Source organism: Paenisporosarcina sp. P5_A11, from assembly GCF_056400705.1.
Map to the genome: position 1 here is coordinate 1 of NZ_JBFUKT010000163.1, position 7,332 is coordinate 7,332.

12 protein-coding genes and 1 pseudogene are annotated in these 7,332 nt (G+C 36.0%); 4 read left to right on the forward strand and 9 right to left on the reverse strand.

The window, feature by feature from the left end; genetic code table 11:
* The 3 genes from AC1DOS_RS16195 to AC1DOS_RS16205 form a co-directional block, all read right to left on the reverse strand.
* Window positions 1–79: DUF1456 family protein (locus AC1DOS_RS16195; protein WP_477538336.1), on the reverse strand; the 79-nt coding region annotated here is incomplete at its 3' end.
* Between the two features lie 82 nt (window positions 80–161).
* On the reverse strand, window positions 162–356 hold the full coding sequence (locus AC1DOS_RS16200) for a BshB3 potential contributor to bacillithiol synthesis (protein ID WP_108584289.1): 195 nt from the start codon (window positions 354–356) through the stop codon (window positions 162–164).
* 809 nt (window positions 357–1,165) lie between these two features.
* Window positions 1,166–1,750 (reverse strand): phosphatidylglycerophosphatase A family protein, encoded by a 585-nt coding sequence (locus tag AC1DOS_RS16205; protein ID WP_108584288.1) that lies wholly within the window; start codon window positions 1,748–1,750, stop codon window positions 1,166–1,168.
* A gap of 103 nt (window positions 1,751–1,853) precedes the next feature.
* On the opposite strand from AC1DOS_RS16205, the gene AC1DOS_RS16210 reads away from it, so the two are divergent.
* The 3 genes from AC1DOS_RS16210 (at window position 1,854) to AC1DOS_RS16220 (ending at window position 3,604) form a co-directional block, all read left to right on the forward strand.
* A complete protein-coding gene (locus tag AC1DOS_RS16210; RefSeq protein WP_477538337.1) occupies window positions 1,854–2,576 on the forward strand; it encodes an alpha/beta hydrolase in 723 nt (240 codons plus the stop codon).
* Between the two features lie 79 nt (window positions 2,577–2,655).
* Window positions 2,656–3,174 (forward strand): YjcG family protein, encoded by a 519-nt coding sequence (locus AC1DOS_RS16215; RefSeq protein ID WP_108584285.1) that lies wholly within the window; start codon window positions 2,656–2,658, stop codon window positions 3,172–3,174.
* 1 nt (window position 3,175) lies between these two features.
* Window positions 3,176–3,604 carry a GNAT family N-acetyltransferase gene (locus AC1DOS_RS16220; RefSeq protein WP_477538331.1) on the forward strand — a complete coding sequence of 143 codons (429 nt, stop codon included), beginning with the start codon at window positions 3,176–3,178 and terminating at the stop codon, window positions 3,602–3,604.
* Between the two features lie 42 nt (window positions 3,605–3,646).
* Here the strand turns inward: AC1DOS_RS16220 and AC1DOS_RS16225 are convergent, their stop codons facing one another.
* The 6 genes and pseudogenes from AC1DOS_RS16225 to AC1DOS_RS16250 form a co-directional block, all read right to left on the reverse strand.
* Complete coding sequence (locus tag AC1DOS_RS16225; RefSeq protein ID WP_477538332.1) at window positions 3,647–3,907, reverse strand: stage VI sporulation protein F; 261 nt, start codon at window positions 3,905–3,907, stop codon at window positions 3,647–3,649.
* A 21-nt stretch (window positions 3,908–3,928) separates the two neighbouring features.
* Window positions 3,929–3,988, reverse strand: a pseudogene (locus AC1DOS_RS16230) (YjcZ family sporulation protein); the annotation flags it as partial.
* A 119-nt stretch (window positions 3,989–4,107) separates the two neighbouring features.
* The gene (gene spoVAE / locus AC1DOS_RS16235; RefSeq protein ID WP_108584280.1) at window positions 4,108–4,473 is read right to left on the reverse strand and encodes a stage V sporulation protein AE; all 366 of its coding nucleotides are present in this window, start codon (window positions 4,471–4,473) and stop codon (window positions 4,108–4,110) included.
* Between the two features lie 9 nt (window positions 4,474–4,482).
* Window positions 4,483–5,484, reverse strand: a complete 1,002-nt coding sequence (locus tag AC1DOS_RS16240) for a stage V sporulation protein AD (protein WP_477538338.1) — start codon at window positions 5,482–5,484, stop codon at window positions 4,483–4,485.
* Window positions 5,481–5,936, reverse strand: coding sequence for a stage V sporulation protein AC (gene spoVAC / locus AC1DOS_RS16245; protein WP_477538333.1), 456 nt, complete (start codon window positions 5,934–5,936; stop codon window positions 5,481–5,483). Before spoVAC ends, AC1DOS_RS16240 begins: the two co-directional genes overlap by 4 nt.
* Window positions 5,936–6,340 carry a YhcN/YlaJ family sporulation lipoprotein gene (locus AC1DOS_RS16250; protein WP_477538334.1) on the reverse strand — a complete coding sequence of 135 codons (405 nt, stop codon included), beginning with the start codon at window positions 6,338–6,340 and terminating at the stop codon, window positions 5,936–5,938. The genes spoVAC and AC1DOS_RS16250 overlap by 1 nt, the downstream gene beginning before the upstream one ends.
* A 132-nt stretch (window positions 6,341–6,472) precedes the next feature.
* Here AC1DOS_RS16250 and AC1DOS_RS16255 point away from each other — a divergent pair, with 132 nt between their 5' ends.
* Window positions 6,473–7,000 (forward strand): CotY/CotZ family spore coat protein, encoded by a 528-nt coding sequence (locus tag AC1DOS_RS16255; protein WP_477538335.1) that lies wholly within the window; start codon window positions 6,473–6,475, stop codon window positions 6,998–7,000.
* The last annotated feature ends 332 nt before the right edge of the window (window positions 7,001–7,332 follow it).

Here is a 7,332-nt window from a genome sequence, read left to right on the forward strand (position 1 = left end):
GTTTAAATATCTCTACCATATCTTTATTTTTTATATCGAGAGCATATCTTAATCTAATTAATATATCATTATTATCCATCTAAAAACCTCCTATAACATTGCCTATTTACACGGCATCCACTTCAATAACATAAATGAGTTTCAAAACTTTAAAACGTTAATTAATTTTTAATAATCCAATAAATTAATGCGATAATTGCTAGTACTGGAATTGAAGCAATATATATCCAAAGCTGATCACTAATACTTTTATTCCCACTATAAATCGAGTCTGAATCCTTTGTAATTAACAATGTTACTACAAGAGCAATACCAACGATGATAGCAACAATAATAAATATCAATAGAAAGTTCATTTTTCCCCCTTGACATGAAAACTTGGTTTTTTTATTTTTAATCATACGTCATATAGTTTTAATGTTCCTTACATTTTATTATACCTTGTTTATTGAAGTAGACTACCCTACAAAAAGAAATTATAAGTCATAAAAATCGCGAAGTCTGTTCAAATTCAGAAAAGACTAATCATAGGATTTCGTGTATATCCTATTGTGCGTGTCTTTCACATATGTTATACTACGCTAGTAAGTAATGAGTTTTTGGCTTCCAATAATACCGATTGTTTAATAGTTCACCATTTTGATGGGTATCACTAATACCAGACCAGTCGGAATCATTGGGTGCCAAACCCACGAGAATCTTTAAGGAACGAAAGATTCTTCCAAAAAAAGTATCATCTCTTCGGAGATGATACTTTTTTCTTTCTTATAGGTAAACTACGATAAGAAATTATAGATAGTTGAATAATTACTCAAAAAAAACATCATCTCTAAAATGAGGTGATGTTTTTGGCTGAGAGGTGATTATGCTTTCCATACTCCCCGCTCCCACTTCTCAATAAATTGCTCAAAAGTCAGGCCATACCGCTCTCTGATTTTATGATAGACGAAATACTCCCCTAAACTTTCTATTAATCGGTCTTCCAAGTGGATGCACCCTTTCCAAATAAATATTTTCTTTAACAGTTTATTCAGTTCGATGTTTCTATATACTTTTAGCTCACTTATAAAATAAAGGATGCTCTTATAGTCTTTTTCTCATACGCACTACACAAAAAAAGATGAGAATGGAGTCAATCTCCATCTCATCTTTTTTTTGTTTATTTTTAAGTCGTTGCACCCTCGATGTTTGACTCAGGTGCAGTGTCTTCTGGTTCAATGTCAGCAAAGGTTTCATTATGCTCTTCAAGATCCCTTGTTCGATGTGCGATTCGTGATGAAGCACATGCAGCAATGCTTGCGACTAAGTCATCCAAAAATGTATGAACTCCGTTGCCTATTTTTGTATCTAATTTTTTTATAATGCCAATTTTATTTTTGTCTAAGTGTCCGAACGTTGTTACCGCAATACTACCGTAAGTAAACACGGAACCTAAAGCGATGGTTTCGTCCACTCCAAATAGTCCTTCATCCGCTTCAACAATTTGTTGTAAAGGGGCGGATAACATTTTTTTCTCAGCTAATTCATCAAGTTCAATACCTACTAAAATTGCATGTTGCATCTCTCTCTTTTTTAATACACTTTCAACTGACTCTATACAATGATCTATTGTTAGACCTATATTGTATGCTAGTTGCATTTCTAAAACGATTTTGGCTATTTCTTCAATCGAAACACCACGACGCTTCAACGCTGATTTGGTAGCCTGCAGTACTTGTTGCGAGTGAACTCTAACTCCTTTGTTTTCCATGATGTCATCTCCATTTCATCTTTTCTGGCTGTTGTTCATAATTATACCTTCCCTCTCCATTATGGTACAATTTCTGTAGCAAGATTTGAGGAGGTCCTGACCTATTTCTAAAGGTACAATTCAAGACGTCACACTATTCAGTGACGCCTTACAAGAAGATATGCAACTGCTGATTTATATACCAGCAAACTATTCACCACTTTATAAATATACAGTATTAATTGCAAATGACGGAAAAGATTACTTCCAATTAGGTCGTATTTCACGTGTTGCAGATGAACTACTTGAAAACAAAGAAATTGAAAATATAATCATTGTAGGAATACCTTATAAGAGCGTAGAAGATCGTACCAAAAAATACCATCCTTCAGGGGAACAGCATTCTTCTTATTTGCGTTTTCTTGCACATGAGCTTGTTCCATATTTAGATGAAACATACCCGACTTATCAAATTGGAATGGGTAGAGCACTAATCGGTGATTCTTTAGCAGCCACTGTATCACTGCTCGCTGCGGTAAAATATCCAAATATATTTGGGAAAGTACTTTTACACTCTCCGATGGTGAATGAAGAAGTATTATCTCAAGTAGAAAATATTCGAACACCGCATTCTTTCTCGGTTTATCACATTATCGGGACGGGTGAAGATAAAGTTAAAACTACAAATGGACAAATCGAAAATTTCCTAATTCCTAATCGTCAATTAAATTCATTGATGCAAGAAAAAGGATTTTCGCTATTCTATGACGAATTTGAAGGAGACCATACTTGGAAGCATTGGCAACCGGATTTAAAGCGGGCGATTAAAATGAATTTCAGTCTCTAATCGTTTAAATAAAGCCAAGCCCATAAAATTTGCTATAATAAAAGTATGAACTTACACAACTAAGAAGGAGGTTTTTAGGATGAAATATGGAGTTGTTGCATTCCCATCTAAAAAACTACAAGATCTGGCAAACTCATACCGTAAACGTTATGACCCACATTACGCGCTTATTACTCCTCACATGACACTTAAAGGTGTTTTTGAAGCAAGTGATAACGAAATTGAAGAACTATCTAAAAACATTAGGAAAGTAACTGATCAACATAAACCTTTCAAATTGCATACAACAAGTATCAGCTCGTTCGCTCCTGTTACAAATGCAATTTACTTCAAAGTTATTCAGACGGAAGAATTACTTAAATTACATGATGACTTGCACAAAGAAAATTTAGGTAGTGAAAAAGAATATGCATTTGTTCCACATATTACGATTGCACAAAAAATGGATTCTGGAGAACATGGTGACATTTACTCACAATTAAAAATGTTCGGTGTGGATCACGAAGAAATAATCGATCGCTTACATTTGCTATACCAACTTGAAGACGGCTCATGGACGGTATATGAAACATTCCGTTTGAATGGAGCTGAAAACTGATTTGATTTCCGCTAAACGTGTGGACTCTGAAAAAGAACGCGAAGATGCTTTTTATGTTCGACAAAAAGTATTTGTAGAAGAACAAGATGTTCCTGTTCACCTGGAATTAGATGAATATGATCAATCCGCCATTCATTTTGTCGCATATGACGGCGAAATGCCAATCGGGGCTGGACGTATTCGACAACCAGAAACAGGTATTGCAAAAGTGGAACGCGTTTGTGTATTACCACAATTCCGTGGTCAGCATTTAGGCAATTTGCTTATGGAGAAAATGGAAACATACGCAAGAGAAGCTGGTTTGACGACTGTTAAATTAAATGCTCAATCTTATGCCGTCCCTTTCTATGAAAAACTCCTTTATCAAATTACATCCCCTGAATTTATGGATGCGGGTATTCCTCATCGTGCTATGCAAAAAAATCTATAATCGTTAAAAAAACACTTGTTCAAAAATGAACAAGTGTTTTTTTTATTCGTTTTTCTGATTCATCATATTCGCAATTTCGTTTAAATTTAGCTTATTTCCTTTAGTAACAACTGATTTTACGATTTGATCTTCCATTTCTTTTGAAATGGTTTTATTTGCAATCTTAGATACTTTACGAACAATTTTCTTAACTTGTTTTTCATCTGAAAAATCAGCATATTGGATGGCATTCGCTAAAGTGTAAACCTCATCCATAGATACACCTGTTTTTTGCTCGATTTTCTTAAAAAATGAATCGTGCATTTGTTTTCCTCCTATCTTAAACCTACTACCTACAATGATTAATAGGATAAATAGTATGACGATGAGGACAAATGTTGACCCTTAAAAAGGTTCACGAGTTGGATAATTACCGCAAAATTACTACATGTGTACATACTACTTCCTCCCTTCCCATTCGACCTAGAATATGCTAATAGGTTCAAATGACAAGGGCACTTTACTCAGGACACTTTTCCTTTAGATTTGAAAAGAATAGCAGCAATCACTCCAAAAATAATAGCAGCACTGATTCCTGAACTAGTTACTTCAAACATACCTGTCAATACGCCAATAAATCCATGTTTCTCTGCCTCTTGCAAAGCACCATGCGTCAGTGAATTGCCAAAAGAAGTAATTGGAATGGTTGCGCCAGCACCTGCAAAGTCAATAAAGGGCTCATATAAACCAAATCCATCGAGAACTGAACCAATAACTACCATTAAACTTAATGTATGCGCAGGGGTCAATTTCGCCACATCAAAAAGTAGTTGGCCAATTACACAAACGAGTCCTCCAACAATAAAAGCAATAATTACAGAAACAATCATATTGTCACCTCATTCCATCGACAATTCAACAGCATGGGCAATACACGGAATGGTTTCACCCTGTTGAAATGATAATGGGGATAGTAAAGCACCTGTTGCTACGAGAAGTATTTTTTTCCATTTTCTAGCTAATAACTCTGCATAAATAGGACCATAATATACGGTTGCCGAACAACCAGCTCCACTAGCTCCTGATAAAAATTTCTCTTCATTACCGTAAAATTCAGCTCCAGCGTCACGATAATTATCAACTAAATACGATGAAACTCCACTCGATTTAATTAATTCCTGAAGAATAGAAAATCCATTTTTCCCCAAATCACCTGTCATGACAAAATCATAGGACGTACCCTTATTTTGAGCTAAGTGTTTTTGAATTGTATCAAAAGCTGCTGGTGCCATCGCACTTCCCATATCCAGAGGATCTGTACATTCACAATCCATCACTTGACCAATTGTGGCAGACTGAACATATGGTTTACCAGTTTGATGATGAGAAAGTATGCCGTAACCTCCCCCTGTAACAGTCCATTGACCAGTAGGTGGTTTTTGTGCTCCATATTCTATCGGAAAGCGGAATTGGCGTTCAACTGCATTGTGCTGACTTGCTGCGCCAAACATTACTTTGTCCATAAGTTTGGTCTCGAGAAAAAAGCTTGCAGTTATGAGAGAAGAAACACTCGTAGCACAAGCTGAAAACATCCCCATAAACGGAGTCGCTAATTGACGGGCGGCAAAATTTGTAGGTGTCATCTCATTGACTAAATCTCCGGCAAGTAATAAGTCGATATCCTGTAGCTGAAATCCGCCTTTCGTCACCGCCATGTTACACGTATCTTCTATTAATTGAGAATGACCTTTCTCATTCGTTTCTTGTCCAATTCGTTCATCTTCATAAATAAAGTCAAAATGCGGATGAAATGGACTAACTTTTTCAAGTGGCCCAACCGAAACTGCGGTTGATACAATACTTGGCTTAGAGGCGAATTGGTACGTACCCGTTTTTTTCACCAAGAGATTACCCCCATTTTGACTAATATAGTTTTAATCAGCGCTACGACAAATGCTGAGAATACTCCATATACAATGACTGGTCCAGCAAGTTTAAACATGTTAACTCCGACACCAAGAATAAATCCCTCTGATTTATGTTCTATGGCTGCAGAGATTACCGCATTACCAAATCCTGTAACTGGAACTGCAGAGCCTGCTCCCCCAAACTGACCAATTTTTTTGTAGATCCCAAAACCCGTTAGTACCATTGAGAGAAAAACCATTGTTGCTACTGAAGGATTACTCGCTGTTCGTTCTGTAAATGAGAAAAAGTGCATGAATACAAAAGAAACGAGTTGGCCAATTGCACAAATAATTCCACCTGTCAGAAAAGCCTTCATACAGTTCAAGAGGACTGGACGTTTTGGTGCTATTTGATCTACGGTTTTTTGATATGATTCAGCGTCCATTACGTTTCCTCCTTTGCAAGTGCCTTAACTTTTTTTAAATCCTTTTTTAATTCATCAGCGGTTGGTTGTTCATCAATAATTTTCTTTAATTCCCACGTGATTTTTAAATCGCTTGATACATAAACATCATGATCTGGAAACGCAGATTCCACTTTTTCTTCTATTGATTTTCTAATTTTTTCCTTTTTAAATTTAGACATCTGCTGTACTTGCACTGAAACGACAAGTTGATGGTCAAAAAATACTGCAGCTGCTTCACTTAAATTTTGATTGTCTTTAAAGACTTTTGTAAGTGTTTCAATTTCCTGCTGATCATCATCAACATGATAAGTCGAAACTTTGAATTCTTCTGAACAACCCGCTACTCCTAATAAAATCAAGCTTATGAACAATAATTTTTTCATCATATTCTCACCTTTTATCCTAGTATGGTGTTTTTGGGAAAGTTTATGTGTGAATTGGTTGACCCGCCCTGTTGTTCGAACACAATCGACATACAGTATAAAGACTTTGAAAGTTAGCGAGGTGAAAACAAAATGGGATGTGGACGTAACTTGGAATCAACATCATCTGTTCAAGGCTTCAAGAAGAAAGACCAATGTATTTGTGACGTAGTGCGAGCGATTAAAGACATTCAAGATGCCGTAGTGGACAACGATTGTCCGGTGTGTCCAACGAATTGCTTCTTAGAGCCACTTGGTAGTTTAGTAAGTCCGTCACGTCATCAAGCTGATACTCGTGTATTTATGTTATTAACTGATGATGGAACGCCATTCAAAGCTTTTTTCCGTGACAATGACCAACATGACTGTGACTGCTTCTCCGTATTCTTCCGTGTAGAAGACGTATTCGATGGTTGCTGTGCAACTCTTCGTGTATTAGAGCCATTGGATCACCATCATAAAGAAGTTGATCTTTTGAATTGTGAAGGCGATAAATTGGATTTAAGAAAAATTTGTAAAGTTCGTAATTTCCGACTTTCTAGCAGCTGTGTTACTGTTGACTTGAATTGCTTCTGTGGCATTGAATGTGTGGCAGACGTATTTCTTGATGTTTGTGAATAAAAAATAAACAAGTCAAGCGTGCAGTGTCTAATAAGCCCGATTTCCTTTAACAGGAAGTCGGGCTTGATTTTTGCAATGATAGTAGTTTGTGTCGAATAATTGGAAGTATGAATCATTTTTCGGAAAATTAATAAAATAAATAAATGAAGATTATGTTTTACTTTTTTTCATACAAAAAGACATCCATTGGAACTAATGGATGCCTTTTCTTCATTTACATTCGAGTAGGAAGTATTTTTCCTCTCCACCAAATTTCTTGAATTTCTTGAATTTCAAATGCAGTGATTTCACCATCTGTTAATTTAATTTGAACACTGTCTGGATTTATTTCC

Coding starts and splice junctions, on each gene's coding strand:
- AC1DOS_RS16200 (WP_108584289.1), bottom strand. CDS start 356: ATGAACTTTCTATTGATATTTATTATTGTTGCTATCATCGTTGGTATT.
- AC1DOS_RS16205 (WP_108584288.1), bottom strand. CDS start 1,750: ATGGAAAACAAAGGAGTTAGAGTTCACTCGCAACAAGTACTGCAGGCT.
- AC1DOS_RS16215 (WP_108584285.1), top strand. CDS start 2,656: ATGAAATATGGAGTTGTTGCATTCCCATCTAAAAAACTACAAGATCTG.
- AC1DOS_RS16225 (WP_477538332.1), bottom strand. CDS start 3,907: ATGCACGATTCATTTTTTAAGAAAATCGAGCAAAAAACAGGTGTATCT.
- spoVAE (WP_108584280.1), bottom strand. CDS start 4,473: ATGATTGTTTCTGTAATTATTGCTTTTATTGTTGGAGGACTCGTTTGT.
- spoVAC (WP_477538333.1), bottom strand. CDS start 5,936: ATGGACGCTGAATCATATCAAAAAACCGTAGATCAAATAGCACCAAAA.
- AC1DOS_RS16250 (WP_477538334.1), bottom strand. CDS start 6,340: ATGAAAAAATTATTGTTCATAAGCTTGATTTTATTAGGAGTAGCGGGT.
- AC1DOS_RS16255 (WP_477538335.1), top strand. CDS start 6,473: ATGGGATGTGGACGTAACTTGGAATCAACATCATCTGTTCAAGGCTTC.